Below are 26,911 nucleotides of genomic sequence, written 5' to 3' on the forward strand. Positions count from 1 at the left end.
TATCTAGCACCGTCGCGACTGACGGTGCTGGTCTCCTGACAGCCCCCACTGTCAGGAGTTTTCCCGATGACACCCGTAACGCAAACCTCGCCACTGATCTACCATCGCGCCTTGATCGGCGCGGCCATTCCCGCCTGGGTCAGCCATCTGGCGGCCAAGGATTTTCAGGCCCTGCTGCATAGCCAGCAATTGCCATCCTCGACCGAGCCGCAACTGCGGGCCGCGATCATGGCCTCGCAGTCAGCGCGTCAGGCGCTGGCTTTGCAGCTTGCCGGGCTCAAGGGCATCAGCGCGTTCTGTGCACCGTTGCTGGCCCGCACGTTGCGCGAGACCTACAGGCTCGACCTTGATGTACTGACGGCGCAACTGCACTACATTGGTTTTGAAAGCAGTGGCGGGCGCACCTATCCCAAGGGCGGCAGGCGCCCCAGCAGCCTGCTTGAAGCGGCCTTGCAGAATTTCAGCGCCAACGAAGACTTGGGGCCCTTCAGCTACCTGGTTGACGGGCAGAATCAATCACTGAACCTGACCTGCGCTCAGTTCGTCGCGCTGTGCCGCCAGCTCGACCTTGGCCAGCAGTACCAGGACCATCTGGCGCAGATGCTGGATAGCCCTGGCACGGACGCCAGCATGATGGAGGCGGCCCGGGCCGACTTTGTCGTGCAGGTGCATCGGGCACGCGGCAACGACGAAATCACCGGACAAGTTCTGAACCTGTTGCTGGCGCTGGCCAACGGTGCGCCGGGTACCGTGCCCAAGCTCGACGGCAAACCGGTGGTTTGTCGTCAGGTCAGCGTGCTGGGCAGCGTACTGCAGGGCGTGCTGTTGATCGGGCCGGATCCGGAGACGAGCAACGTTACCGAGCGCTGTGTGGCCTGGATCGTCGGTGCACCGTTGTATCCGGTCAAGGAGTACTCATCGACCAGCGCCTTTGCCCACGACCTGGCCATCAGCCTGCAAAGCGACGGTTATCGCCAGGCGATCCTCAGCTGTGTCCCCCAGGCGGAACGCTCGGCATTCGTCCGCGCCCTGGACGCAGCACTGTACCTCGAGCGCTACCGGGGCGAAGAAAAGATCCGCCAGCCGATCCTTAATCCGCGCCTGCAGGTGCAGGAACATGCGCTCGGCGGCGAACTCTGGAGCCGCTTGCAGCGCCTGCAAGTGCGCAGGCTGAAGGCCAATGCCCGGGTGCTGGCGGTACCTAACGCCGATGAAGATCGCGCCGCGCGCCTGGCGCGCCTGGCGTATTGGCTGGACATCGGCCTGAACGTGCTCAATGCCGCGGCCTTTGTCATCCCGGCGCTCAACCCGCTGATGCTGGCGGTTACCGGCGCGCAACTGATGGGCAATGTGTTCCATGGGGTAGAAGCCTGGGAGGCCGGCGAAACAGCTGAAGCCCTGGCCCAGGTCGAGTCGCTGGCAGTCAACCTGGGGTTGATCGCTGCGCTGGGAGCAGCCGGCAGCGCTGTCGAGTCGTCGCGGTTTGTCGATGCTCTTGAGCGTATCGAATTGCCCAATGGCCAGGTGCGTCTGTGGAAGCCCGATTTGAGCGGCTATGAAAGCCCGGTGCAACTACCCGAGCGCCTGGCACCCAATGACCTGGGGCAATACGCGCTGAACGAGCGGCTGTACATTCGCCTGGACGGCAAGCTCTATGAGCAGCGCTACGATGCCGATGGCCAGCAATGGCGCATCCGCCACCCGCGCCAGGGCGATGCCTTCCAGCCGGTGCTCAAGCAATATGGCGACGGCGCCTGGCAGTTCCAGGGTGAACAACCGTTGCACTGGGAACGCAGCCAACTGCTGCGGCGCATCGGCGTTCTGGCCGAGGGGCTGGACGATGCCACCCTGGCACAGGCTGCCGATATCAGCGGTATCGACGACGATATGCTGCGGCATATGCATGTCGAGCAGGGGCCGCTTGCACCGCTGCTGGCCGATACCTTGCAGCGCCTGCAACTGGACCGGCGCATCGCCCGGATGGTCGCCGATATTCGCAGTGGTGCGGCGCTGGAGCCGGGCATGACCTACCCGGTGGCGTTGCTGGTCGAGCTGCCCAACTGGCCAGCCAACCGCGTACTGCAAGTGTTCAACGGGCCGGAGCCTTGGGGGCAATCGCAGACCTACGGCCTGGAACGCTGGCCGCAGGGCCATGCAATCAAGGTCCTGGCCGGTGATGTACGCAGCGGCAGGCTGGCCGAAGTGCTGTTGCAGGCCTTGAGCGAGGTGCAAGGCAGCGAGCTGCTGGGCCAGCACCTGCCGCAACCTGCGCGTGTGCCGGCCTTGCGCGAGCACATGGCCGAGCTGGCGGAACGCAGGCGTAGCGCGGTGTTCGACAGCCTGTATGCCAGTGTCGAAGGTTCGTCCGATCCGGGGGCCAAGACCCTGCAGCGCGACTTTGCGCTGCTGCCTGATTCACTGGCGCAAGAGATCGCCCGGCATGCCACTGCCCAGGAGCGTGCGCAATTGATCGGCGAGCAGGCGCGGGTGCCTCGGCGCCTGGCAGAAGAAGCCCGGGCCTATCAGCGCCAGCTGCGCCTGAGTCGTGCACTGGAAGGGCTGGTGTTCCCAGCGCACCTGGCGCTGGACAGCGAGCGCTTGGGGCTGCAATTGCTGGCAGATTTGCCGGGTTGGAACGCCGATGTTCGCCTTGAGTTGCACGAGCAAACGCTGGGCAGCGAAGTGCTGGCCAGCGTCGGTGACACCGGGGCAGAGCTCAGGTCGTTGCTCAAGTACGACGGTGGCTACCGCGTCTTCGATACCCGGGGCAATGAGCTGGGCGTCAGCGATGATTTTTTTGCTGCGCTGTTGCGTGCGCTGCCAGACACCGTGCGAAGGTCGCTTGACGTGGAAATCTACGAGTCCGCGCAACTGCGCCAGCGCCTTGCCCGGCAAGCCCTGAGCGATCGCGCACACAGTTCCACCCTGATCGGCCAGCAACCTTCGCGTCCCTGGCTGCAGTCGCCGCTTAAACTGGCCGACGGGCGTCGCGGCTATCCGTTGGGTGGGGCAGTGGGGACGTTGCGCTCTACCGAGTATCGTCGCTTGAGCGCGCTGTACCCTGAGCTTCGCGAAAGCGAAATCACCGAGATCAAGCATCGGCTGAGAGTCGAGAGTGAAGACCTCGCCGCTGCCATCCAGCGCCTGGAGGATGAGTATCGCCAGCTCGGGCAAAGCCTCGATAGCTGGGTGGCGCAAGGCCCCAGCGCCCGCGAGCGGGTGGACCGTGAGAGGCTGCGTGACCGGCTCAAGGCCGCCTGGCGCCGCGTGGGGGGCGACCTCAAGCACGAGCTGGACCTGTCCTCCTGGGTGCCGGGCGCTTTGCCTGCCATTGAAGCGCGTTTTAGCCATGTCAACCGACTGTTTCTGCATCGGATGGAACTGACGGCAGTGCCGGAGCATTTCCTCTCGGCGTTTCCTGAACTCAGAGATCTGGGGCTGGACCATAACCGCTTGACTGAAATTCCCGCTGCACTCGGCACCAGGACCAAACTCAGCTCGCTCGGCCTTGAGAATAATCAGGTCAGCGTCAATGCCCGCATGTTCGACTCGCTGCAACCGTTGCGGGCCTTGCAGGTGCTCAGCCTCACCGGCAACCAGATGGCCACGCTGCCCATAGAAGCCATTGGCACGCTGGGCAAGCTCCCCAGCCTGACCACCCTGGGCCTGCGTGCCACTGGCGTGACGCTTGACGCCGAGCAACTGCAGGCCCTGGCGGCAATCCCGTTGCAACATCTGGACCTTGCCCGTAACAACATCCGGCTGGACGCGGCCGGAGCCGAAGCCTTTGCAGGCTTGGTGCGGGTGCGCAAACTCAACCTGGCCGACAACCCTCTGGGCCGAGCTCCGCGGCTGGGTACCCTGAGGGCATTGGAGCACCTGGGCCTGCGTGGCTGCCAACTTGAAGACTGGCCCGAGGGGCTTGTGGAATTGATGCAGCCGCGGGGGTATCGGTTGCGCACGGTCGACCTGAGCAGCAACGAGCTGACCCAGCTCCCCGACCTGGCAACCACGGCCTTCGGCGCCGACCTGCGCGCCGACGGCCAGCGCAGTCGCTGGATCCTGTTGAACCAGAATCCGCTCAGTGAAGCCGCTGCTGCTCACTTGCGCGGCCTGGGCATGCCGTTCAGTCGTCGCGCCAGCGGCCTGGCAGCCGGCTGGCTGCGCGAGGCCAGCGTCGATCAGCAACAACTGTGGGACACCTTGTTCCCGGATGACGACACGCATCGTCCGCTGTTGCTGGTGCTTGACCGGGCGTTGGAGTCCAGCGAGGGCAGGTTCGATTTCGCCAATATATCCGCCAGGGTTTGGAAGCTATTGCGAGCGGCGGCACGTTCCGATCAGCTGTTCAGTGATCTGCAGGCGGTGGCCGAAGCCTATCCGCCAACCTGCGGTGACGCCGGGGCTGACGGCTTCAGTGCCCTGGAGATCGAGTTCCTCGCCTATCGTCGGAGCCAGGAGGCGCTCGATCCGCTGCAGCGCACTGCGGCCGTGGTCGGGTTGTACAAGCAGCTCTACCGCCGCGACCTGGTCAATTCCCTGGCCCAGCGTATTGGCCTGGCGCGTGACCTGCGCCGCAATGGCATTCGTGCCGGTACTCGGCCACTTCCTGCCTTCGATCCGCTGGATAACATTACCGACCTGGATCTGGAGCATGAATCCGATCCGGTGGAGATCCGCCTGAGGTTGCGTCAGCAACTGGCCGACAAGCTCGACTTCCCCGAGCCGTCCAGCGGCATGCTGTTTGCGCACAGGGCGGATGTCGATGAGCGCATCATCAAGAACGTCGCGCGTGAAGTCCGACGCCTGAGCAGTCAGCTGGAACCAAGGCGGGAGTGGATGGCGCTGCAGCAGGGCTGGAAACGTTACTTGCGCAACCTGCACGGGCAACGCTTCGAGGCGTTCGAGCAAAAATGGCGAGATGCAGCGAAGTACCTGTTGAGCTGCCTGGACGACTGGCACGAGTTCGACGGGCCGCTGGCGCCCGAGGTGCGCAGTGCCGTGCAGCAGATCCTGCCTGACGCCCCGGTGGACGGGCAGGGGCAACTGCAACGGTTGCCGCTTTCGGAAGGGCGTTACTTCATGGCTGAACGCCAGTTGAAAGAAGTCAGCAGCGCCGCCGAGCACGGGCTGATCCTTGAGCTGACGCGCAGCAGCGAAGTGTAAGGTTGTAGAACGGCCTTGCCTCCCGCTGGCGCATTTTCAGCGGGAGGCAAGCGCGTTTGCAGGTGCCCCGTCCTGGGCGTGAAGCGCCCGAAACCCTTCGGCTTCCTCCACCAGCCAGTCGTGCACTGCCCGTGCCCCCGGGTGCGCCAGGCCGCCTGGCGGGTAAAGCAGCACATAGCGCTTGTGGTTGGCGATCGGCAGGCCGAACGGCACGATCAACGTACCGCGTTCCAGCTCGTCGTTGAGCAGGGTACGGCGGGCGATCGCCACGCCGATGCCGGCAATCGCCGCCTCGATGGTCAGGTGGTTGCGGTTGAACGTGTGCCCACGGCGCACATCCAGGCCGCTGGCACCAATCCCTTCCAGGTAGAACTCCCACTCGGCGTATTCCGAGCTGCCGCGCCAGGCGGTGATGTCGTGCAGCAACGGGTAGTGCGCGAGGTCCGCCGGGCCATGCAGCGGGGGGCGGCCGCGCAGCAACGCCGGGGCGCAGACCGGGAAGATCTGCTCATCGAGCAGGGGCGTTGAATGCATGCCCGGGTAACTGCCGTCGTTGAGGTCGATGGCCAGGTCGAAGTCGCCTTCGTGCAGAGCCTGGCTGCTGTCTTCGGCCACCAGGCGCAGCTGGATATCCGGGTAGCGTTGCTGCAGGCGCGGCAGGCGCGGGGTCAGCCATTTGGCCAAAAACGAAGGAATCGAGCGCAGGCGCAGGGTGCCGCGGATTTCGCCAGCGTCCAGGCGGCGCAGCTCGGCATCGATGCTGCCATAGGCTTCGCTGACGGTTTGCGCCAGGCGCTGGCCTTCGGCGGTCAGCTCCACGCCGCGGGCGCGGCGCAGGAACAGGCGAAAGCCCAGGCGCTCTTCCAGCTGGCGGATCTGCTGGCTGACCGCGCCCGGGGTGATGTGCAGTTCTTCGGCGCAGCGGGTGAACGACAGATGCCGCGCCGCACAGGCAAACACATGCAGCCAGACGTACATCTGGCCATTCATTTGTCGCTTCATTGTTTAGTTCTGCTAAAGGCTTGCTTAGAAAGTTTCGTTGGTCAACACGGCAGTGACCGGGCAGTATCGCGCAACTTCGCGACATCCATCAATTTTTTAACAGTGCCGTTGCGTGACATGGATTGTTGCCTCGGTCAGGCATTAGCATGGCTATCAGTGTTTTCGACCTTTTCAAGATTGGCATCGGGCCCTCCAGTTCCCATACCGTAGGCCCCATGCGTGCGGCGGCAACCTTTGCCCAGGCCCTGCGTGAGCAAGGTGTGCTGGCGCAGGTGAGCCGGGTCGAGGTGCGCCTGTACGGTTCGTTGTCGGCCACCGGTGTTGGCCACGCCACCGACCGCGCCTGCCTGCTCGGGCTGATGGGCGAATGGCCGGACCAGATCGACCCGCAGAGCATCGAGCCACTGATCGCCCAGTTGCAGCAGAGCCAGGTGCTGATGCTCGACGGCAGCCGGGCGATCCCGTTCGACTGCGCAACCGATTTACTGCTGCTCGATGAAAGCCTGCCGTATCACCCCAACGCCATGACCCTGGAAGCCAGCAGTGCAACGGGTTCGTTGCTGCAGCAAACCTATTATTCGGTTGGTGGCGGTTTTATCGTCGAGGCGGCGCAAGTGGGCGAGGCGGGCAACGGCGCCGAGCAGGTGCAATTGCCCTATGACTTCGGCAGCGCCGCCGAGCTGCTGGCGCTGTGCAAGCAGCACCAGTTGCGGGTCAGCCAGGTGATGATGGCCAACGAACTGGCCTGGCGCGAGGAAGCCGAGGTGCGCAGCGGCCTGCTCAAATTGTGGGCGGCCATGCGCGAGTGCGTCGACAACGGCCTGCGCAACGAGGGTATCCTGCCGGGCGGGCTCAAGGTCAAGCGCCGCGCCGCCAAGCTGCACCGCAGCCTGCAGGAACTGGGCAAGCCCAACGTCATTGGCTCGACCCTGAGCGCCATGGAATGGGTCAACCTGTTCGCCCTGGCGGTCAACGAAGAGAACGCTGCCGGCGGGCGCATGGTCACCGCGCCGACCAATGGCGCAGCCGGCATCATCCCGGCAGTGCTGCATTACTACATGAAATTCAACCCCGATGCCTGCGACAACGACGTGGTCGACTTCCTGCTCAGCGCTGCCGCCGTGGGCATCCTGTGCAAGAAGAACGCCTCGATCTCCGGCGCGGAAGTGGGGTGCCAGGGGGAGGTGGGTTCGGCCTGCGCCATGGCCGCTGCGGGCCTGGCCGACGTGCTCGGGGCCACGCCGATGCAAGTGGAAAACGCCGCTGAAATCGCCCTGGAGCACAACCTCGGGCTGACCTGTGACCCGGTTGGCGGCCTGGTCCAGGTGCCGTGCATCGAGCGCAACGCGATTGCCGCGGTCAAGGCCATCAACGCCGTGCAGATGGCCTTGCGTGGTGATGGCGAGCACTTTATTTCCCTCGACCGGGTGATCCGCACCATGCGCGATACCGGTGCCGACATGCATGCCAACTACAAGGAGACTTCGCGCGGCGGCCTGGCGGTCGCGTTCGTCGAGTGTTGATCGTTTAAAAAGCAAGGCTTCGCTGGCAAGCCAGCTCCCACAGGGATTGCACCATTCCTGTGGGAGCCGGTCTTGCCGGCGATGGGCTGCACAGCAGCCCCAGGTTTTACCCAGCAACAAAGCAGTTCGTTCATACGCAACAAAAACAACTACAAGGCAATATCGATGACTGATGTAAATAGCACCACGACCGTTCGTGTGGAATCGGCTGCGCCTGCGCAAAGCCGTGCCTGGAGCCGTTACGACACCACCTGGGTTCTGGGCCTGTATGGCACCGCCATCGGCGCCGGCACCCTGTTCCTGCCGATCAACGCCGGGGTAGGGGGCTTCTGGCCGCTGCTGGTCCTGGCAGTATTGGCCTTCCCCATGACCTTCTACGCCCACCGCGGCCTGACCCGCTTCGTGCTATCGGGCAAGCGCGGCGCCAGTGAAGACATCACCGAAGTGGTCGAAGAACACTTCGGCGTCGGCGCCGGCAAGCTGATCACTCTGCTGTACTTCCTCGCCATCTTCCCGATCCTGCTGGTGTACAGCGTCGCCCTGACCAACACCCTGGGCAACTTCATGGAGCACCAGCTGCACATGACCCCGCCGCCGCGGGCGCTGCTGGCCCTGTTGCTGATCTGCGGGCTGATGATCGTGGTGCGCAGCGGCCAGGGCATCATCGTCAAGGTCATGAGCCTGCTGGTCTACCCGTTCGTGGCCGCGCTGTTGCTGCTGGCCGTGAGCCTGATCCCCAACTGGAACGGCGCCTTCTTCGCCCAGGCCAGCGAAGGCATGCCCCTGGACCTGTTCTTCAAGACCTTGTGGCTGGCCATCCCGGTGATGGTGTTCTCGTTCAACCATTCGCCGATCATCTCCGCCTTTGCCGTTGACCAGAAGCACCGCTATGGCGAGCAGGCCGATGCCAAGAGCGGCAAGATCCTCGCCAGCGCCCATGTGATGATGGTGCTGACGGTGATGTTTTTCTGCTTCAGCTGCGTGCTGGCCCTGAGCCCGGCCGACCTCGCTGCCGCCAAGCAACAGAACATCTCGATCCTGTCGTACCTGGCCAACCACTTCCAGACCCCGGTGATCGCCTTCGTCGCGCCGCTGATTGCCCTGGTGGCAATCACCAAGTCGTTCCTCGGTCACTACATCGGTGCCAGCGAAGGCTTCCAGGGCATGATCGTGAAAACCCTGCGCAGCCGTGGCAAACAAGTGTCGGCCAAGCGCCTGGAACAGATGACCGCGCTGTTCATGGTGGTTACCTGCTGGGCCGTGGCGACCCTGAACCCGAGCATCCTCGGCATGATCGAGAACCTCGGCGGGCCGATCATTGCCTGCCTGCTGTTCCTGATGCCGATGTACGCCATCCACAAAGTGCCGTCGCTGCGCAAATACTCGGGCAAGGCCTCGAACGTGTTTGTGGTGCTGATTGGATTGATTACCTTGTCGGCGATTCTGTATTCGTTCTTTGCCTGAGTGAACGGCTGCACACCGCTTGATGCTGTGTGCAGCCGACTGCCTAGAACGGGGCGGTGCCGGGGAAGGGCTGATGCGGGCCGTTGCCCAGAAAGTGAACGGCGTGTTCCTCAGGCAGGCCGGCAATCGGCGGCGGATGGGCAGACAGGTTTGCAGCGAATATCGCTTGCAGCTTTTGCGGGTCCAGGAGGACCAGGGCGACTGCCGCCCGACAGGTTGACCAGAACCCGGTTGTGCCGATGAACTGGCGCAGTTGTTGGGTCATGGCATCAACCACCTCGGGCGTTCCGGCTTCCTTCAAGTCTCGAGCAGCCTGGATCGCATGGTGCCAAGCCTCGGTGCGCTGCTCCATCCGCCGATCAAGTAATGACTGGTAATCCTGCCAAGGGACCACCAGTCTGTCCTCGTCCAGATACGCGGTATTGAGCGCGAAATAGCGAATCGTTGCCTGGGCCCGGTAGTCGGTCGCAGAAACCACCACCTGATGGACATCATCGTGTTGAATCAATTTCTGTTCTTGGTCGACCAGATCCCTTTGCAAGGGTGTCAGCAAATACCGCAGTGACGGACCTTCCCGCTGAAAGACAGCTGCATCGGTTGGCAGCATCAGCAAGTGCAGGTCCAGTGGGCTGGCCTGTAGTTGAGCCTCGTGGCAGTTGTGGTCGAGCAGGTAAAGGTGTTCCCAGTCCTCACCGGTGCAGTGGTCACCTTCCTGGCTCTGGCCCGTTTTCGCATTCCAGACCCAGAGGTTATCCAGCAAAGGACGCTCACAGAACGAACAGAAGTTACCGAACGCGCTCACCAGCAACCTGGCAGCGGGAGCCTGTTGCAATTGCGTTGGCAGCGCAGGGCGTACAAGCGGTCGCATGGCGCACCTCGTTCAGGGAAGCGTGTGAGTATTAGTCTGGGGGTAGTACAGCGAGTTGTTGGTCTCCTGGATAACGCGTTTGGCGTAGTAGGTGCCATAGGTTGCGTCGTATGCCTGCATTACCGTCAACCATACCGCATAGAAGCCGGAGCTGGCCGCGCGGCGTGGTGTGCTCCTCCAGAGCCAGTTCAGGTCCGGTGTGCTGTTGGCGGTACTCAATAATCGACATTCCTCCAACGCATCGAACCAGGCCCGCGTGCGATTCATCTGGCGTCGGTCGTAGATGCTGGAGGAGTCATCGTTCAATCCAATCAGGTCGATGGTATCGGCGGCCACGGTGTCATGCACGGCGCAATCCACAACGACGGTAACCGGAACGTCGTTAAGCAGTGTGTGGTTGACTTCAATAGTGGCCAGTACCTGATGCTGTATCACATCGTAGGCCGTGAGCTGGTTGTTGGCATTCACCGATGCCGCCGGGTCAAGCTCGATCCATCTGTTGCTGTCGTGATAGTGCAGCTTGAGCGGCAACCGTCGATAGCAGTCTGGCGCCAGGTCGGGCCAAATGTAGCTGTGGTACCTGATGGTATTGCGCAACTCCGTCTCATTCGGAGTTTGGATGCCTGACGACTGGATCGCTGTTATGCGGTCTGGCGTGTTGCCTTTGCTGGTATTGCAGGGGCCGCAAGCAGGCAGAAAATTTTCCCAGGTTGTGGCGTACGTTGGGTAGGGTGCTTTTGGCACTGCATGCTCCACTTCCACCAACCCGGGCAGGGCCGTACCGCAGTAGGCGCAGAAAGCACCCAACTCCTGGGTCAAGGGAAGGGCGGCGGTTTTGTAGAGACTGCTGACTCGCTGTTTGAGGCCTGTTACCAGGACATCCTGTTCCACGGCTGAAACACCGCGAATGGGTAAGCCTTTGGCGCGATCCAGGAGCAGGTCCAGCACACGATCCAGGCTAATCGTGTAGGTGGGTTGCGTGGCGACACGGTCAATTTTCTGCAGCAGCGCCGCAACAGCACCGCTGAAGCTCTGTGCCGCGGAGGGGGCGTAGATTGGATTGGCGAGGCTTTTTTTGACCGGGCGCATGGCGCAGTCCTCATATGGCAGACTGACATCAATTGAGTATAGTGCTACTTGAGCAACACCCGGCGCTTGGTCAGCTCACCATCCTCGCCACTGGGCCAGTGCAGTTCCACCAGCACTTCGGTCTGTTTGCCGTCCAGTGACGGGCGCACGCTGAGCAGGGCGAAGTTCTTTGAACCGGCCATGGCGTACCAGCGCTCGCAGACCATGTTGGCAATGCCCGGCATCTCGCCACCGCCGCTGATGGCCATCTTCAGCATGTCCGGCGCCGGTAGGCGCGAGATGGCGCTGGAGGTGACCTGGAACACCTTGGCCGCCGGGTATTGCTTGTGCAACAGGCGAAACACCGCCGCGCAGTGCACGTCGCCACTGAGAAACACCACCGGCTTGGCACTCTTGCCCAGCGCCGCATAGACCTGATCGAGCAGTACCTTGCGTTCGGCGCGGTTGGTCTTGTGGTCCCACTCATCCATGCAATCGTCCTTGAGCGAGCCGAAATCGGCGCCGTTGGTGACCGCGTTCTTCCAGTGCATCACCGGCACCGGCGAGACAATGAACACCGCCTTGGCGCTCTGCACCACGGCACTGTTCAACCAGTCCTTGAAGCGCTTCATTTGCGCGCTGCCGAGGATCTTGTGCGGGTCGTTGGCCTCGATATCGTGATGGCCGCGCATGTCCAGCACATAGAAGGCCGAGCCGCCTTGCTCGAAGGCGTAGTCCCAGTGGCAGTCGTCGGGCTTGTCGAGGTTGATCGAGGTCACCGGGTTGTGGCTGTGCTCGTATTCGTAATAGGCGCGGCAGGCGGCGCGCCACATGAGATCGACGAGCATCTGGTTGGTGGGGCCGTTGCTGGTGCTTTCAAACAGCAGCGAGATGCGTTTTTGCCGCTCCTTGTTGGTCAGCGAGCCCCAACCGTCCATGATCTCGTGATCGTCCCAGATCATGTACTGCGGGAACTGCTCGTACACCTCGCGCAGGGTCGGGATGTTCCAGTACACCCGGTAATACCAGCGGTAGATGTTCAGCAGGTACTGCTCGATGCCGGGTTTGTCGTAGCTGTTGCCTTTCTTGTAGTGGGCCAGCAGGGCCTGCTTGTTTTCTTTCAGCCATTCCCAGATATCCAGGAAGCCGTTTTTCTTGTTGGTGTCGACGTACATCTGGTCGCCACCGCCGATGACGAACTGCGCGCGCTGGTCGATCAGTTGCTGGTGCAGCAGCGGCCAGGCGCCGGCACTGCCGTCGGCGCTGATCGGGTCGTGGCAGCTGTAGAAACCAAAGGTCAGGGTTTCGGGATTGATCGCCGGGGTGATGAAATTTTTCGGCGAGTCGGCGCCGATTTCGGTGCGCCGACGAATGATCAGGTGGTCGGTTTCGCTGCTGATCAGCGCGTAGTAATAGGTGCTTTGCGCCTTCAGGCCAGTCACTGCAAAGACACCGGTGAGGTCGCTGTCGAAGCTGAATTTTTGCGCCTGGACGAACACCGGCTTGATCTTGTGTTTTTTCAGGAAATCGGCCACGGGCAGCTCATCCAGGCGCTGCAGGTCGCCGCTCAACGGCGTGGTGGTGACCACCAGCACCCACTCGCCGGGCATGTACACGCGAAACCACAAGCGAACGCTGGTTGGCGTGATCGCACCGATGATCGCGGCGCTGGCCAGCTTGGCGTACTTGCTTTCGTTGGAGGTGGGGTCCAGGAGCTGGGACATGGTCGATTTCCTTATCAGGTCAAGTTGTTGTTCCGGCAAGTAAAGCGGATTGGCCTGGTTCTGCCATTGTGCGTCGTTCTGCGCGCAGGACGCTGTAGTTCAACCGCGCGACTGGCGGCGGCGGGTCTTGGGCGCTAGGGTAGGCGGGTGTACCCATCTCCGATTAAGGAAGCTCATGAGCGCATCAACCGTTTACGCCGACCTTGGCGATGTCCCGTATCAGGTAAGCCTGGCTGCCGGTGCCCAGCAGTGGCTGGCTGATGAGGGCCGCGAGCTGGGCGGCCACGACAGCGGTCCCAATCCGCATCAATTGCTGCTGTCGGCCCTTGGCGCCTGCACCGCAATCACCTTGTCGATGTATGCAAAACGCAAGGAGTGGCCGCTGCACCATGTGCATGTGCAGCTGGACATCGTCAGTGAGGTGAAAAGCCCTGAAGTGCGCACCGAGATCAAGCGTGTGATCGAACTGCACGGTGATCTCGATGCGGCCCAGCGCGAGCGCCTGCTGGGCGTGGCCAATGCCTGTCCGGTGCACAAGCTGCTCAGCGGCAGCATCGTCATCGACAGTGAACTGAGCGACTAGCGCGATTCGCTCTTGAGCTTGGCGAAGCTTTTGCGCAGGTCGCTGGCCCAGCCGTCCAGCACTGGCTTGACGTTCTCCAGGGCCAGCTTGGAGGTGTTGTTTTCCAAGGCCTCGCCGGTGCCTTTGCGTACCACCTGAGCGATCACCTTGTTGTTGCCACCGTCGAGGAAGGCCGCCTCGGTGGCGATGTCCACTTCCTGGTCGCGGCCACCGGCGGCAGTGTTGACGGCGGCGGCCACCAGGGCGATGGGGATCACTTCGTAGGGCTTGAGGCCTTCGGTCTTGGTCGACACGGCGGTGATCGCCGGGCGCACCACCAGCACACCCGGGCCCGGACCCTGGGCCAAGGGCAGCTCGGCACCCAGTTCACGCTTGAGCGCGGTGTTGTAGTACTGGGTGATCTGCCCCAGGGTCTGCGGCGATATCGCCGCAGTGGGCTGGGGCTTGGGGTAGAACTGGCTGGGCTCGATATACACCTTGGTGAAGCGCGCGGCTTTCACCTGCGGGTCGATCCAGCGCATCACCGGCTGGCCGGAGATGCTTTCGGCGGGCTTGAGGCGGCTATAGTCCTTGAGAAACCCGGAATACTGGCTGGGGTCGACCCGGGAGCTGGCGCAACCGGCCAATACGATAAGGGCGGAGCAGAGCAGGGTGGAGCGCAAGGTGGGTTTCATCGACTTTCGTATCCTTGGCAATGACCGCACGGGGCAGGGGATTGATCGCCTGAACAACGCTAGCAGCTCTTGGCCAGGTCGCCAGCGATCAAGCGCAAAGCGCTCGTAAAGGATAGGTCTATGCAATACTTGTCGGTCCTTACCCGCCTCAGGACCCCGCAATGGACTTGCCCCGCCGCCTGCGCAGCAAACAGCTGAAACTCCACGCCCCGGAACTGACCTTTGCCGCGCAACTGCAGGCTGTGCTCAACGCCAACTACGGCTTCCACCGTGAATTTCTGCCCTGGGCCCGCGACGACTGGACCCTGGAACAAGCGCGACAAAGCCTGCTTCAGGCCCGGCAGAACTGGGCAGCGCCCCAGGGCGAAAAACGCTATTACCTGTTCCTGGCCAGCGGCGAACTGATCGGCTGCCTGGGCGTGCGGCCGGATGCTCAGGGCAAGGTCGGCTTGGGCTACTGGATCGCCGAGGGCCATGCCCGGCAGGGCTTGATGACCGAGGCGCTGGAAACGCTGTTGCCGGTGCTGGAAGGTTCGCTGCTGTGGCTGACCACGTCGCCGGCGAATGTGGCCTGTCAGCGGCTGGCGGAAGGGCTGGGGTTCAGGCGGGTGGCTGCGGCGGGTGGGGCGAATGCGCGGTTGCGGTATGAGTTGAGGTGCTGATTCAAAGTCGGCGTTGCCTGGATTACGAGCGCTTCGCGCTCGATCGCTGGCAAGGCCAGCTCCCACAAGTTCAGCGTCACGCCGGCCACTGTGGGAGCTGGCTTGCCAGCGATGAGGCCGGCACAGCGCTAGCCACCCATTCGTTGCTCGATGGAATTGAGTTGAGGGTGCTGAAAGACTGACTCGGTATCGCCTGGATTTTCGAGCGCTTCGCACTCGATCGCTGGCAAGCCAGCTCCCACAAGGTCAGCATGTGGGAGCCGGACTTGCCGGCGATGGGCTGCAAGGCAGCCCCGCAATCGTCAATCCTTGACCAACGCCCGCAACGCCGCTTTCGCCTCGGGCGTGTGCAGACGCTCGATAAACAGCAAGCCTTCACGTTGAACAGTGACCTCCAGCTCCTGCCGATGAGCATCCTTGAGCAAGCGCTTGCTGATCCGCAGTGCATCCTGGGGCAAGGCCTGCAGGCGCTCGGCCAGTTTGCGCGCCGCTGCCAGGCACTGCTCACCATCCTCATGCAGTTCATTGGCCAGGCCCCATTCAACGGCCTGTTCGCCCGTGAGCAGTTCATTGCATAGCAACAACCGCGCCGCACGCGCATGGCCGAGCAGCCGCGGTAGCAACAGGCTGGAACCAAACTCCGGGCACAAGCCCAGTGGCACGAACGGCATGCGCAGCTTGGCCGAACGACTCACCAGCACCTGGTCGCAGTGCAGCAGCAGGGTGGTGCCGATGCCGATGGCCGGCCCCGCCACCGCCGCAATCAATGGCTTGTCCAGGGCCATGACCAGCCGCATCAGGCGGAACACCGGGCTGTCCATGTCGCTGGGCGGGTTGTCGAGAAAGTCCTTCAGGTCGTTGCCGGCGCAAAAGCACTGCGGGCCACCGGTCAGCAGGATCACCTCGACTTCAGCGTCCTCAGTCGCTGCCAGCAACTGATCGCCCAGTTGCGTATACATCGCGGTGTTCAGCGCATTGAGCTTGTCTGGGCGGTTGAAGGTCAGGGTCAGCAGGCCCTGGTGCAGGTCCCGTGTGATCAACTCGTTCATGGCTTGCCTTTGTTGTTGTAGGTATCAGAACGTCGGCGGGGTGATCACCCAGATCACCACCGCATCCACCTCGCCAGGGTTGCCGTAACGGTGCGGCTCCTGGCTGGAAAAACTGAAGCTGTCGCCTTCGCTCAGCTGAAAATGCCGCTCGCCGACCCACAGCTCGAAACTGCCGGAAAGCAGGTAGCCGGCTTCTTCGCCGTCGTGGCTGTAGCTTTGCTGGCTGTAGGTGCCCGGCGGGAAGCGCGAGTGCAGAATCTCCAGCTGGCGGTTGGGTTGCGGGGTGAGCAACTGGTCGACGATGCCGTCTTCGTAATGCACGCTCAGGCGGCTGTTCTTGCGCACCACGTAGCCGTTGTCTTCCGGGGCGGTGCTGGCTTCGCTGGCGAAGAACCACTGGATGGTCACGCCGAGGCTGCGGGCAATATTGAACAGCGCCGGGATCGACGGGTAGGAAAGGTTGCGCTCCAGCTGGCTGATGTAGCCGGCAGTCAGCTCGCTTTGCTCGGCAAGCTCGGCCAGGGTCATGCCGCGGCGCTTACGCAGGCCGCGGATGCGGGTGCCGAGAAAATGCGGGGCGCTGGTGCCTTCCTGGCTGGCGGCGGGCGGCGTCTTGCTGCTGTTGCTCATGGCGTGCTCCGAACCGCACTGTCAAAGCCCCGGAGTATAAACAGGCTTACAGGCTCCAGGCGACCTTCAAACCGTCGTAGACGGCTTCTTCCACCGTGCGCGGGGCCAGGCAGTCGCCAATGCGTTTCACCTCGACCAGGCCGTGCAGCTCGGCGGCGAGGCTATCGACCGGCTGATGGCCCTGGCACAGCACCAGGGTGTCGATGTCTTCGAAGATCATCGGTTCGCCGCTGGCGGTGTGTTGCAGGTACACGGTGTTGTCGTCACAGCCGTACAGGCGTGCATAGGGGGTGATCGGGATGCCCAGCTTGTGCAGCTCGCCGGCCATCTGGTCGCGTACGTACAGTGGCAGGCTTTCGCCGCAGTGGGTGCCGTTGACCGCCAGTTGCACCTGGTGGCCTTCACGCACCAGGCGCTCGGCGATGCCCGGGCCGATCCAGTCGCAGCGCCAGTCGACCACCAGCACCGAGCGCCCGGGCTTGGCCTCGCCGCGCAGGATTTGCCAAGCGTCGACCACCTGCAGTTCGCCGCCGCGCTCGAAGGCCGGCCAGTAAGGTTCGGCGCCGGTGGCGACGATCACCAGGTCGGGCTGCTCGCGCTCGACCAGGGCGCGATCCACGCGCGTGTTGCGCACCACCTTGACCCCGGCCAGGTGCATCTCCCGTTGCAGGTTGGTGCTGGCACCGCCGAACTCGGCCCGGCGCGGCAGCAGTTGCGCGAGCAACACCTGGCCGCCGAGCTGGGCGCTGGCTTCATACAAAGTGACGTCATGGCCACGCGCTGCGGCCACCGCCGCGGCTTTCATGCCGGCCGGGCCGCCACCGGCGATCATCACCCGCTTGCGTGTAGTCGCTGCCTGCAGGGTGCCGAACTGCTGCTCGCGCCCGGTTTCCGGATGCTGGATGCACGAGATTGGCAGGCCCTTGTGAAAATGTCCGATGCACGCCTGGTTGCAGGCGATGCAGGCGCGCACGTCTTCGGCGCGATCGCTGCGGGTTTTGTTGGGCATCTGCGGGTCGCAGATCAGCGCGCGGGTCATGCCGCAGACATCGGCCTGGCCACGGGCGAGGATCAGCTCCGCTTCCTGGGGCTGGTTGATGCGCCCGGTGACGAACAGCGGAATGCTCAGTTGCGCCTTGAAGGTCCCGGCCTCACGCGCCAGGTACGCCGCTTCGATGGCCATGGGCGGGACGATATGTACCGCGCCACCCAGCGACGCCGAGGTGCCGGCGACGATATGCACATAATCCAGCTCGGCCTGCAGCATCTTCACCGCCGCCAGCGATTCATCCTCGGTCAGGCCCTCGGCATCGCGCTCATCGGCGCTGATGCGCAGGCCGATGATGAAATCGTCTGCCGTCGCCGCACGTACCGCCGCGATCACTTCGCGGACAAAGCGCAGCCGCTGCTGCAACTCGCCGTTGTAGCCATCGCTGCGGCGGTTGACCCGTGGGTTGATGAATTGCGCGGGCAGGTAACCGTGGCTGGCAACCACCTCGACGCCATCGATGCCGGCCTGGTGCAGGCGCCGGGCCGCGGCGGCGTAACCGGCGACGATCTCGTCGATCATCCCCTGGTCCAGTGCCCGCGGCATCACCCGAAAGCGCTCGTTGGGCACCGCCGATGCCGAGTAGGCCACCGCCAGCAGGCCATCACTGGACTCCATGATTTCCCGCCCCGGGTGGAAAATCTGCGACAGCACCACGGTGCCATGGGCATGGCAGGTCTCGGCCAGCTGGCGGTAACCCTCGATACAGGCGTCGTCGGTGGCCATCAGCACGTGGGAGGTGTAGCGGGCGCTGTCGTGCACCCCGGCCACCTGCAGCACGATCAGGCCGACGCCGCCGGCGGCGCGGGCCTGGTGGTAGGCGATCAGGCGCTCGTTGACCAGGTTGTCGGTGGGCATCGAGGTGTCGTGTCCGCTGGACATGATGCGGTTCTTCAGGCGTTTGCCACGGATTTGCAGCGGTTCGAACAGGTGCGCGAAGGTCGACATGCGGGTCAGGCTCCAGCGGGGTGTTGTTATTATTTTTCTATAGAAGTGTACCGCCAGTAAAAAATCAACTTGTTTTTTTACTGGCCTTTGACTAGCGTGCAATCACCCCGGGTCCTGGGGCACACCTCACAACAACAAGAAAACGGGCCACGCATCACGTGGTACCGGCAAGAGGAACCATTGATGAAATCGAATCTGCTCAAGCGCTCTCCCTGGTTGTTCGCCCTTGCTGTCGGCGCCGTCCAGGCAGCACCGGACATGGTCGTGGTCGCCTACGGCGGCGCCGGCCAGAAAGCCCAGGATGCGGCGATCTTCAAGCCTTTCAGTGCCCAGGACGGCAGCACGTTGATCCAGAGCGAGTACAACGGCGAAATGGCCCGGATCAAGGTCATGGTCGATACCGGCAACGTCGACTGGGACCTGGTGCAGATCGAAGGCCCGGACCTGATGCGCGGCTGCGACGAGGGCATGTACGAGCGCCTCGACTGGACCCAGCTCGGCCGCGCCGAGCAGTTGATCCCCGATGCCGCCCAGGAGTGTGGCTCGGCGGTGCTGGTGTGGAGCGTGGCGATCGCCTACGACCGCAACAAGCTGGCCCAGGCACCGACCTCGTGGGCGGATTTCTGGGACGTCAAGAAAACCCCCGGCAAGCGCGGCCTGCGCAAGCGTGCGGTGTACAACCTGGAGTTCGCGCTGATGGCCGACGGGGTCAAGGTCGAGGACGTGTACAAGGTCCTGGCCACCCCCGAGGGGGTCGACCGCGCCTTCAACAAGCTCAGCGAGCTCAAGCCCTACATCCAGTGGTGGGAAGCCGGCGCGCAACCGGCGCAGTGGCTGAGCGCCGGTGACGTGGTCATGACCTCGACCTACAGCGGCCGGGTCGCCGTCGCCGCCCAGGAGGGCAGCCCGCTGGCCCTGGTGTGGCCCGGCAGCCTGTATGGCATGGACTACTGGGCGATCATCAAGGGCTCCAGGCATGTTGACCAGGCCAAGCGCCTGATCGCCTTCGCCAACCAGCCCGACACCCAGGTGCGCTACGTCAAGGAAATCCCCTACGGGCCGACCAACACCCAGGCCGCTGCCGAGCTAGATCCGCAGCTGGCCAGCTGGGTGCCGACCTCCAGGCAAAACCTTGAAGGCGCGTTGTCGATGAATGTCGAGTTCTGGGTCGATCATGGCGATGAGCTCGAGGAGCGCTTCAACGCCTGGGCCAGCCGCTGAACCCTCGCTGTGGCTGGACATCGAACGATGTCCAGCCCTATTGTCTGGCTAGCCTTTCGCCTGAGGACAACAATAATGACCGAGACCGAAATCCACCTGCGCCAGGAACTGGCCGCCTGCTACCGGTTGATCGCGCACTTTCGCATGACCGACCTGATCTTTACCCATATCTCGGTGCGCATTCCCGGCCCCGAGCATCATTTTCTGATCAACCCCTACGGCTTGATGTTCGATGAAATCAGCGCCTCCAACCTGGTCAAGATCGACCTGCAGGGCAAGGCGGTGGAGGCGTCGCCGTACCCGGTCAACCCGGCCGGTTTCGTCATTCACAGTGCCATCCATGGTGCCCGCGAGGATGCCCAGTGCGTGTTGCACACCCACACCAAGGCCGGTTGCGCGCTGGCGGCGCTCAAGTGCGGGTTGCTGCCGGTGAACCAGATTTCCATGGAGTTCCATGGCAAGGTTGCCTACCACGATTACGAAGGCATCGCCCTGGACATGGCCGAGCAAGTGCGCCTGGTCGATGACCTGGGTGACAAGGCGGTGCTGATTTTGCGCAACCATGGCTTGCTCAGCGTCGGGCGCAGTGTCAGCGAGGCGTTCCTGCGCATGTATTACCTGGAAAAAGCCTGCGAGATCCAGCTGACGGCGATGGCCGCCGGCGAGCTGGTGTTGCCGACGGAAGAGGTCTGCGCCCACACCGAACGCCAGTTCAACGAACCGGCGCGGGCCTTGAAGGAAGGCGAGTTGAGTGATCCGGACGGCATGCAGCTGGCCTGGTCGGCGTTGCTGCGCTTGCTCGAGCGGGTGGCGCCGGGCTATCGCGACTGACACACATACCCTGTGGGAGCTGGCTTGCCAGCGATCGAGCGCGCAGCGGTCGTAACCCAGTCAGCGCCTGATGTGCTGACTGCACTGGCCTCATCGCCGGCAACGCCGGCTCCCACAATGGTTCGGTGTACGCCAGACCTGTGGGAGCTGGCCTTGCCAGCGATCGAGCGCGCAGCGGTCGCAACCCAGCCATCGCCGGCAAGACCGGCTCCCACATGGTTCGTGGCTCGCACTTGTTGTACAGTCGTTCAATACCACTGCCGATGAGAACCCCATGACCCAGGAAGCCCGTTACAGCCGCATGGTCCCAGAGCTACGCAAGGCCAACCTGGTCGAAGCGACCCTGGTGTGTTTGAAGCGGCACGGCTTCCAGGGCGCCTCGATTCGCAAGATCTCCGCCGAGGCCGGCGTCTCGGTGGGGCTGATCAGCCACCACTATTCAGGCAAGGACGAACTGGTCGCCGAGGCTTACATGGCGGTCACCGGCCGGGTCATGGGCCTGATCCGCGAAGCCATGGCCCAAGCCGCGCCCAATGCCCGCGAGCGGCTGTCGGCGTTCTTTCGCGCCTCCTTCTGCGCCGAACTGCTCGACCCGCAGTTGCTGGATGCCTGGCTGGCGTTCTGGGGCGCGGTGAAAACCGCCGAAGCGATCAACCAGGTGCACGATCACTCCTACGGCGAATACCGCAACGAACTGGGCCGGCTGCTGGCTGCGCTGGCCGCGGAAGAGGGCTGGCAGGCCTTCAACGCCGACCTGGCCGCCATCAGCCTGAGCGCCTTGCTCGACGGTCTGTGGCTGGAATCCGGGCTCAACCCGGGCACCTTCACCCCGGAGCAGGGCGTGCAAATCTGCGAGGCCTGGGTCGATGGCCTGCAGGCCGGTGGCCGCCGGCGCTTCACTCTGACCGAGGGCTGTTGATCGGTCGTTCAGTAATGGGTACGCTGCTGTCGCGGGTTTCACAACAACACCTATAACAAGAGACAACACGCAATGACGCCTCGGGTACTGGTCGTCGATGACGATCCGCTTATTCGCGACTTGCTGCACGCCTACCTGTCCCAGGAAGGCTACGACGTGCACTGCGCCGCCACGGCGGAGCAGGCCGAGCATTTTCTCGCCGAGCAGGCTGTCGACCTGGTCATGCTCGACATCCGCCTGCCGGGCAAGGACGGCCTGACCCTGACTCGCGAACTGCGGGTGCGCTCGGAAGTCGGCATCATCCTCATCACCGGGCGCAACGACGACATCGACCGTATCGTCGGTCTGGAATGCGGCGCCGACGACTACGTGATCAAACCGCTGAACCCGCGCGAGCTGGTGTCACGGGCCAAGAACCTGGTGCGCCGGGTGCGCCATGCCCAGGCCGGCAAGCCGCCCGGCGCCACCAATCACCCGCTCAAGCAGTTTGCCGACTGGGCCCTGGACACCGACCGGCGGCGCCTGATCGACCCGCAGGGCGGCGAAACCTTGCTGACCCACGGCGAATTTCAGCTGCTCAGCGTGTTCCTGCGCAACAGCGGCCATACCCTGAGCCGCGACCAGTTGATGGACCAGATCCGCAACCGCGAATGGGTGCCCAACGACCGCTCCATCGACGTGCTGGTCGGCCGCCTGCGGCGCAAGCTGCACGACGACCCGGCCGAACCGCAGCTGATCATTACCATTCACGGCGCCGGTTACCTGTTTACTGCCAGCGTGGCGGCCTGATCATATGTGGCGGCTGCTCTGGCTCGCCATGCTGATGCCCGGCGCCCAGGCCCAGGCGGCCGAGCGCGTCCGCTATTGCGACTACCCGGTGTACCCGCCGATTTCCTGGAGCGACGGCAAGCAGGTGCGCGGCCTGGCGCCGACCGTGGTGCGCCAGCTGTTCGCGCGCCTGGGCTATGAGGTGGAGATCGTCGTGCTGGGCAACTGGAAGCGCTGCCTGCTCGATGCCGCCGAAGGCCGGGTCGACGTGGTGCTGGCCTACAACAGCGACCAGCGCGATCAGGGCATGCGCTTTTCCACGGTGCCGGTGCTGCGCGAGGAGGTGGCAGTGTTCTTCAATCGCCAGCGGCCGGTGACCTTCGAGCGCCTTGAAGACCTGGCCAGCTACCGCGGCGGGCTGTTGTTCGGCGAAAGCTACGGGCCTGACTTCGACCGCTTCGTCGCCCGTCACCAGAACATCGAATGGGTCTCCGACAGCCAGCAGAACTTCGGCAAGCTGATTCGCGGGCGCATCGACTTCGTCATTCAGGAGCGGCGCACCGGTCAGCTGTTCGTCGAACATCTGCCCGGCGCCAAGGACATCCAGGCCTTGCCCACGGCGCTGAGCGTCGACTACCTGCGGGTGGCGGTGTCGCGGCATTCGCCCTTGAGCCAGCACATGGCGCAGATCGACGAGCAACTGCAGCGCATGACCGACAACGGCGAGATCCAGCGCTGGCTGGAACAGAGCGAAGTCACCTACCGCGACATGGTCAACCTGCCGGCAGACGCCAAATGATGCGCCTGCAACCCGGTGGCCTGCTGCGGCGCCTGCTGTTGTTCATCCTGTTGTTCAGCCTGTGCTTTACCGTGCTGGCCAGCACCGTGCAGCTGTATTTCGAGTACCGCCGCGAGATGCGCGACATCGACGCGCGCATGGCGTTGATTCGCGCCGGTTACCTGGCAAGCCTTGAACGCAGCCTCTGGGACCTCAACCAGGAGCAGTTGAAGGTGCAGTTGCGCGGCCTGGTGGACTTCTCGGATGTGGCGCGGGTACGCCTGAGCAGTGCCGACTTCGACTTGCTGCAGGGCGAAGCGACGCCACAAGGGCCGCTGCGCATCGAGCGTTTCGCCCTGGACTATCAACCGCCTTCCGGGCCGTTGCGCCACCTTGGCGAGCTGGAGGTCAGCATCGACCTGGGTGCGGTGCACCGGCGCCTGTTCGCCACCGGGCTGACCAGCCTGCTGTGGATGAGCGTGTTCCTCTGCGGCCTGGCGGTGGCGTTGTCGGGCTTGTTTTACCGCCTGGTCACTCGCCATTTGCAGGTGATGGCCGAGTTTGCCCGGCGCATCGGCGCGGGCGACTGGCAAGAGCCGCTGCGCCTGGACAAACGCCGCTCGGCCCGCGAAGACGAAATCGACACCGTGGCCCACGCCCTGGACGACATGCGCCGGGCCATTCTCAGTGATATCGACCGCCGTGAAGTCGACCGCCTGGCCTTGCAGGACAAGCGCGACGAGCTGCAGAAGATGGTCGAGCGGCGCACTGCCAGCCTGATGCGTGCCAAGGATGATGCCGAAGCGGCGAACCTGGCCAAGTCGCGCTTCCTGGCGACCATGAGCCATGAACTGCGCACCCCGCTCAACGGCATCCTCGGCATGGCCGAATTACTGCGCGAGGCTGATCTCGACGCCCAGGACCGCAAGCGCCTGGATGCCCTGTACAAGGCCGGCGAAGGCTTGCTGACCATCCTCAACGAAGTGCTGTACTTTGCCCGCCTGGAGGAGGGCGAAAGCCACCCGGAAGCGGTGGATTTCTCCCTGCGCCAATTGTGCGACGAGGTCATGACCCTGCTCGAACCGCGGGCCCTGAACAACGACACGGTGTTGCGCTGTCGCATCGATACCCAGTTGGCGCCACGTCAACACGGCGCCGAACAGTTCCTGCGCCAGGTGCTCAGCAACCTGCTGGCCAACGCCATCAAGTTCACCGAGGCCGGTGAGGTGCGCGTCGAGGTCCAGGTGCTGGGCCAGGAGCAAGGCCAGCAGCAGCTGCGGGTCAGTGTTCGCGACAACGGCATCGGCATCGACCCGGCGGTGCAAGGGCGGATTTTCGATCGCTTCGTCCAGGCCAGCGAAGCCGTGGCCCGGCGCTATGGCGGCACTGGCCTGGGCCTGGCGATCTGCAAACACCTGGTGGAACTGCTCGGCGGGCGCATCGGCCTGGACAGTGCCGAGGGGCAGGGCAGTTGTTTCTGGTTCGAATTGAGCCTGCACACGGCGGCAGCGCAGGCTGCAACCGTGCCGCCGGTAGAGCCGGTGCACGCCCTGGATATCCTGGTGGTCGAAGACGTCGAACTGAACCGCGACGTGGTGCGCGGCCTGTTGCAGCGCGACGGGCACCGGTTGTGGATGGCCGAGGACGGGGAACAGGCCATGGTCCTCTGTGCGCAGCGGTGCTACGACCTGATCCTGCTCGACGTGCATCTGCCGGGTATCAGCGGGGTCGAGCTGTGCCGGCAGATCCGCCGCACCCCCGGGCCAAACCGCGCTTGCCGGATCCTGGCGCTGACCGCCAGTGTGCAGCCGGCGCTGGTGCGCGGTTACCTGGCGGCGGGCATGCAGGGCATCCTCGCCAAGCCGCTGAAGCTCGACAGTTTGCGCCAGGCATTGGCGCAACAGCGGCAGGTGGTCGAGGCCCCGGTGGCCGGGCAGGGCATGGACTGGGCGCTGCTCGATACCCATCGCAGCTTGCTCGGTGAACAGAAAGTCCAGGGTTTGCTGACGGTGCTGCGTGATGCCATCGAGCAGCATCAGGATGCCCTGGCCGAAGCGCTCAAGGCCGGCGACTGCACCGACGTCGCGCATCTGGCTCATCGCCTCGCCGGCAGTAGTGATTCCCTCGGTTTTCGCGGCCTGGCGACGGTACTGCGGGAACTGGAAGAGGCGGCGTTGAACAAGGCCCCGGCAGCCTTGCAGGCCCTGCAAACGCCCTTGGCCGAGCAATTGCGCCTGGCCGACGAAACCCTGAAACAGCTGATCCAGCGCTGACGTACAAAAACCTTACGACTTTTTACAACTTCGATCTTTACGTACAACGCCACCTTACATCGCTTTCCAATAATCGACGGCAACCGCTGCCCGCGGTCTTCGAAGCTTATTGGAGATAATAATAATGAACTGCCGTAAAGCTCAGCCGTCCCCGCACCATCGCCTGTCCCTCCCGCGCTTCAACCACTGTTGAGGTGCCGACATGACTGACTCTACCGAACGTAAAGGCATCCACCTGACCCGCGCGCTGAAAAGCCGGCATATCTTCATGCTGTCGCTGGGCGGGGTGATCGGCACCGGGCTGTTCATGGGCTCGGGGGTGACCATCAACCAGGGCGGGCCCATGGGCGCGATCCTCGCCTACCTGGTGGCGGGTTTTCTGATGTACCTGGTGATGGTCTGCCTGGGCGAGCTGTCGGTGCAGATGCCGGTGTCCGGCTCGTTCCAGACCCACGCCACCAAGTTCATCGGCCCGGCCACCGGCTTCATGATCGGCTGGGTGTACTGGATGAGCTGGGCCACCACCGTGGGCCTGGAGTTCACCGCCGCCGGCATGCTGATGGTGCGCTGGTTCCCCGAGGTGCCGATCTGGTACTGGTCGGCGCTGTTCGTGGTGGTGCTGTTCGGCCTCAATGCCCTGGCCACCCGCGCCTTTGGCGAAGCCGAATACTGGTTCTCGGGGATCAAGGTGGCGGCGATCCTCGGCTTCATCATCGTTGGCGTGCTGGTGATCTTCGGCGCGATCCCGCTGACCAGCGGCGAGCCGGCGCCGATGATGAACAACCTGATCGGCGACTCGATGTTTCCCAACGGCCTGTCGGCGGTGTTCGCGGTGATGATGACCGTGGTCTATGCCTTCCAGGGCTGCGAGATCATGGGCGTGGCCGCCGGTGAAACCGACCAGCCGGAAAAAAGCATCCCCCGCGCAGTGCGCAACGTGGTGTTCCGTGTGCTGATCTTCTACGTGCTGGCCATCGTCGTGCTCTCGGCGATTGTGCCGTGGCAACAGGCCGGCCTGATGGAGAGCCCGTTCGTGCAGGTGTTCGACATGGTCGGCATTCCCTACGCGGCGGACCTGATGAACTTCGTCATCCTTACCGCGATTCTGTCGGTGGGCAACTCCGGCCTGTATGCCTCCACGCGCATCCTCTGGGCCATGTCCAAGACCGGCATGGCGCCGAAAAGCCTGTCGCCGCTGAGCAGGCGCGGCGTGCCGTTGCGGGCGCTGAGCATCACCCTGTGCTTTGCCCTGGTGTCGCTGATGACCAGTTTTGTCGCCGCCGACACCTTGTTCATGGTGCTGATGGCGGTGAGCGGCATGTCCGGCACGGTGACCTGGATCGTCATTGCCCTGGCCCAGTACAAGTTCCGCCGCGCCTACCTGCAGGGCGGCGGCAAGCTCAGCGACCTCAAGTACCGCGCGCCGCTGTTCCCGCTGGTGCCGCTGCTGTGCATCGCCCTGTGCAGTTCGCTGTTCGTGTTCCTGGCCCTGGATGAGACCCAGCGGCCGTCGCTGTACTGGGGTTTTGGTTTCATCGCAGTGTGTTACGCGGCGTACTTCATCATTCACCGCAAGCGCCAGGTGGTGTTGGCGCCGTCGGTGTAAGCCCATCGCGGGGGAAAAACACCCCCCCCCCCCCACGAGGGAGAAGGGTTGTCCCACGAGAAGGTGTGCAAAAGCTTAACAAGAATGGGCACTCCCTCCCCAAACA

20 protein-coding genes are annotated in these 26,911 nt (G+C 63.6%); 12 read left to right on the forward strand and 8 right to left on the reverse strand.

Annotated elements, in window-relative coordinates; genetic code table 11:
• Window positions 1-66 precede the first annotated feature (66 nt).
• Entirely contained in the window at window positions 67-5,166 is a 5,100-nt protein-coding gene (locus tag ABM562_RS17080; RefSeq protein ID WP_460422718.1) for a dermonecrotic toxin domain-containing protein, read from the forward strand.
• Between the two features lie 36 nt (window positions 5,167-5,202).
• On the opposite strand, the gene ABM562_RS17085 is transcribed toward ABM562_RS17080, so the two are convergent.
• Complete coding sequence (locus ABM562_RS17085; RefSeq protein WP_134062558.1) at window positions 5,203-6,168, reverse strand: LysR substrate-binding domain-containing protein; 966 nt, start codon at window positions 6,166-6,168, stop codon at window positions 5,203-5,205.
• Window positions 6,169-6,314: 146 nt separating this feature from the next.
• Here ABM562_RS17085 and ABM562_RS17090 point away from each other — a divergent pair, with 146 nt between their 5' ends.
• Both ABM562_RS17090 and ABM562_RS17095 read left to right on the forward strand, forming a co-directional pair.
• Complete coding sequence (locus ABM562_RS17090) at window positions 6,315-7,691, forward strand: L-serine ammonia-lyase (RefSeq protein WP_460422720.1); 1,377 nt, start codon at window positions 6,315-6,317, stop codon at window positions 7,689-7,691.
• 165 nt (window positions 7,692-7,856) lie between these two features.
• Window positions 7,857-9,155 (forward strand): serine/threonine transporter, encoded by a 1,299-nt coding sequence (locus tag ABM562_RS17095; protein WP_258579227.1) that lies wholly within the window; start codon window positions 7,857-7,859, stop codon window positions 9,153-9,155.
• Between the two features lie 43 nt (window positions 9,156-9,198).
• Here the strand turns inward: ABM562_RS17095 and ABM562_RS17100 are convergent, their stop codons facing one another.
• Genes ABM562_RS17100 through ABM562_RS17110 form a run of 3 tightly spaced genes read right to left on the reverse strand, consistent with a single transcriptional unit; the run spans window position 9,199 to window position 12,815 of the window.
• Window positions 9,199-10,023 carry a hypothetical protein gene (locus tag ABM562_RS17100; RefSeq protein WP_258579228.1) on the reverse strand — a complete coding sequence of 275 codons (825 nt, stop codon included), beginning with the start codon at window positions 10,021-10,023 and terminating at the stop codon, window positions 9,199-9,201.
• Window positions 10,024-10,035: 12 nt separating this feature from the next.
• Window positions 10,036-11,112, reverse strand: a complete 1,077-nt coding sequence (locus ABM562_RS17105) for a hypothetical protein (RefSeq protein ID WP_460422723.1) — start codon at window positions 11,110-11,112, stop codon at window positions 10,036-10,038.
• Window positions 11,113-11,156: 44 nt separating this feature from the next.
• On the reverse strand, window positions 11,157-12,815 hold the full coding sequence (locus ABM562_RS17110) for an alkaline phosphatase D family protein (RefSeq protein ID WP_346616997.1): 1,659 nt from the start codon (window positions 12,813-12,815) through the stop codon (window positions 11,157-11,159).
• 175 nt (window positions 12,816-12,990) lie between these two features.
• Between ABM562_RS17110 and ABM562_RS17115 the strand changes: the two genes are divergently transcribed.
• Window positions 12,991-13,398: an OsmC family protein gene (locus ABM562_RS17115; RefSeq protein WP_010226866.1), complete on the forward strand. Its 408-nt coding sequence runs from the start codon at window positions 12,991-12,993 to the stop codon at window positions 13,396-13,398.
• On the opposite strand, the gene ABM562_RS17120 is transcribed toward ABM562_RS17115, so the two are convergent.
• The gene (locus ABM562_RS17120) at window positions 13,395-14,072 is read right to left on the reverse strand and encodes a DUF3313 domain-containing protein (RefSeq protein WP_010226867.1); all 678 of its coding nucleotides are present in this window, start codon (window positions 14,070-14,072) and stop codon (window positions 13,395-13,397) included. The genes ABM562_RS17115 and ABM562_RS17120 overlap by 4 nt on opposite strands.
• A gap of 161 nt (window positions 14,073-14,233) precedes the next feature.
• Between ABM562_RS17120 and ABM562_RS17125 the strand changes: the two genes are divergently transcribed.
• Complete coding sequence (locus ABM562_RS17125) at window positions 14,234-14,734, forward strand: GNAT family N-acetyltransferase (protein ID WP_115086534.1); 501 nt, start codon at window positions 14,234-14,236, stop codon at window positions 14,732-14,734.
• Window positions 14,735-15,036: 302 nt separating this feature from the next.
• Here ABM562_RS17125 and ABM562_RS17130 read toward each other — a convergent pair whose 3' ends face one another.
• Genes ABM562_RS17130 through ABM562_RS17140 form a run of 3 tightly spaced genes read right to left on the reverse strand, consistent with a single transcriptional unit; the run spans window position 15,037 to window position 18,409 of the window.
• Window positions 15,037-15,783, reverse strand: coding sequence for an enoyl-CoA hydratase (locus ABM562_RS17130; RefSeq protein WP_115086537.1), 747 nt, complete (start codon window positions 15,781-15,783; stop codon window positions 15,037-15,039).
• A 24-nt stretch (window positions 15,784-15,807) separates the two neighbouring features.
• Window positions 15,808-16,413, reverse strand: coding sequence for a helix-turn-helix domain-containing protein (locus ABM562_RS17135; RefSeq protein WP_115086538.1), 606 nt, complete (start codon window positions 16,411-16,413; stop codon window positions 15,808-15,810).
• A gap of 46 nt (window positions 16,414-16,459) precedes the next feature.
• On the reverse strand, window positions 16,460-18,409 hold the full coding sequence (locus ABM562_RS17140; protein WP_115086539.1) for an oxidoreductase: 1,950 nt from the start codon (window positions 18,407-18,409) through the stop codon (window positions 16,460-16,462).
• A 183-nt stretch (window positions 18,410-18,592) separates the two neighbouring features.
• Between ABM562_RS17140 and ABM562_RS17145 the strand changes: the two genes are divergently transcribed.
• The 7 genes from ABM562_RS17145 (at window position 18,593) to ABM562_RS17175 (ending at window position 26,805) form a co-directional block, all read left to right on the forward strand.
• The gene (locus ABM562_RS17145) at window positions 18,593-19,630 is read left to right on the forward strand and encodes an ABC transporter substrate-binding protein (protein ID WP_346616993.1); all 1,038 of its coding nucleotides are present in this window, start codon (window positions 18,593-18,595) and stop codon (window positions 19,628-19,630) included.
• A gap of 75 nt (window positions 19,631-19,705) precedes the next feature.
• A complete protein-coding gene (locus ABM562_RS17150) occupies window positions 19,706-20,461 on the forward strand; it encodes a class II aldolase/adducin family protein (protein WP_233673406.1) in 756 nt (251 codons plus the stop codon).
• A gap of 274 nt (window positions 20,462-20,735) precedes the next feature.
• Window positions 20,736-21,380 carry a TetR family transcriptional regulator C-terminal domain-containing protein gene (locus tag ABM562_RS17155; RefSeq protein ID WP_233673405.1) on the forward strand — a complete coding sequence of 215 codons (645 nt, stop codon included), beginning with the start codon at window positions 20,736-20,738 and terminating at the stop codon, window positions 21,378-21,380.
• A 72-nt stretch (window positions 21,381-21,452) separates the two neighbouring features.
• Complete coding sequence (locus tag ABM562_RS17160; RefSeq protein WP_346616991.1) at window positions 21,453-22,169, forward strand: response regulator; 717 nt, start codon at window positions 21,453-21,455, stop codon at window positions 22,167-22,169.
• 4 nt (window positions 22,170-22,173) lie between these two features.
• Window positions 22,174-22,947 carry a substrate-binding periplasmic protein gene (locus tag ABM562_RS17165; protein ID WP_258579232.1) on the forward strand — a complete coding sequence of 258 codons (774 nt, stop codon included), beginning with the start codon at window positions 22,174-22,176 and terminating at the stop codon, window positions 22,945-22,947.
• Window positions 22,944-25,199: an ATP-binding protein gene (locus ABM562_RS17170; RefSeq protein WP_460422728.1), complete on the forward strand. Its 2,256-nt coding sequence runs from the start codon at window positions 22,944-22,946 to the stop codon at window positions 25,197-25,199. The genes ABM562_RS17165 and ABM562_RS17170 overlap by 4 nt, the downstream gene beginning before the upstream one ends.
• A gap of 202 nt (window positions 25,200-25,401) precedes the next feature.
• Window positions 25,402-26,805 (forward strand): amino acid permease, encoded by a 1,404-nt coding sequence (locus ABM562_RS17175; protein WP_460422730.1) that lies wholly within the window; start codon window positions 25,402-25,404, stop codon window positions 26,803-26,805.
• Window positions 26,806-26,911 lie beyond the last annotated feature (106 nt).

Source organism: Pseudomonas sp. ZL2, assembly GCF_054788455.1.